We start from the raw sequence: 1,157 nt of genomic DNA, 5'->3' as shown, positions 1-1,157 counted from the left end.
TCGCGGACGGCAGCGTGCCGGAGCTGCGCGTGGCGGCACGCGCCGCCGCGCGACAGCCCGATTCAGCCGCCGGCGGCCCGGGTGGGCGGCGGCGAGCGAGGCGCTCAGGCAGCTTCGCGCAATTGACCGGCGATCTCCGTTTCGGTCAGGTGTGGCGCGAACATCTCGATCAGCCGGTATGCATAGGCGCGCAGGAACGCGCCCTTGCGCAAACCGACCCGTGTCGTGCTCGCCTCGAACAGATGCTGCGTGTCGAGCGCGACGAGACCGGTGTCGCGCTGCGGGTCATACGCCATCGCCGCGACGACGCCGATGCCCATGCCAAGCTCGACATAGGTCTTGATCACTTCCGCGTCGATCGCGGTCAGCACGACATCGGGTACCGCACCCGCCTGCGCGAACGCCTGGTCGATGTGCGAGCGGCCGGTGAAGTCCTGGTCGTAGGTGATGATCGGATACTCGGCGATGTCGTCGAGCGTCAGGTTCTCGCGGCCGACGAGCGGATGCCCTTTCGGCACGACCACCGTGTGATGCCACGAATAGCACGGGAATGTCACGATGTCCGGGTAGCGGTCGAGCGCCTCGGTCGAGATCCCGAGATCCGCCTCGCCGTTCAGGATCATCTGCGCGATCTGCTGCGGGCTGCCCTGCCGCAGCGCGAGATGCACCTTCGGAAACACCTCGGTGAACTGCCGGATCACCTTCGGCAACGCATAGCGCGCCTGCGTGTGCGTCGTCGCGACAACGAGGTGGCCGCTATCCTGATCCGCGAACTGGCGCGCGACGCGGCGCAGGTTTTCCGCGTCGAGCAGCATCCGCTCGATCAGCTGATGCACCGCCTTGCCCGGCTCGGTGAGCCCGGTCAGGCGTTTGCCGCGGCGAATGAAGATGTCGACGCCCAGTTCGTCCTCGAGATCCTTGATCTGTTTCGAGACGCCCGACTGCGACGTGTACAGCACATTCGCGACTTCGGTCAGGTTCATGTTCTGGCGCACGGCCTCGCGCACGAAACGCAATTGCTGAAAGTTCATGGGTTTGCCTCTCCGGCAGCCTTTTGTCTAGTTGTTGGTCTGGATGAATGGGTTGCCTGTCTATCCGTCAGCGCGCCGGGAACACCCGCACCGCGCGCGGCACGGCGGTCATCCGGCCTGGCGAGC

Annotated in this window: 1 protein-coding gene; it reads right to left on the bottom strand. The window is 65.9% G+C overall.

Going from position 1 to position 1,157, the window contains the following annotated elements:
* Positions 1–104 precede the first annotated feature (104 nt).
* Positions 105–1,031: a CysB family HTH-type transcriptional regulator gene (locus KH616_RS25265; protein ID WP_292255320.1), complete on the bottom strand. Its 927-nt coding sequence runs from the start codon at positions 1,029–1,031 to the stop codon at positions 105–107.
* Positions 1,032–1,157 lie beyond the last annotated feature (126 nt).

The sequence above is a fragment of the Burkholderia sp. genome, from assembly GCF_018375725.1.
GTDB lineage: Bacteria > Pseudomonadota > Gammaproteobacteria > Burkholderiales > Burkholderiaceae > Burkholderia.
This window is presented reverse-complemented; position numbering and strand designations above follow the sequence as displayed.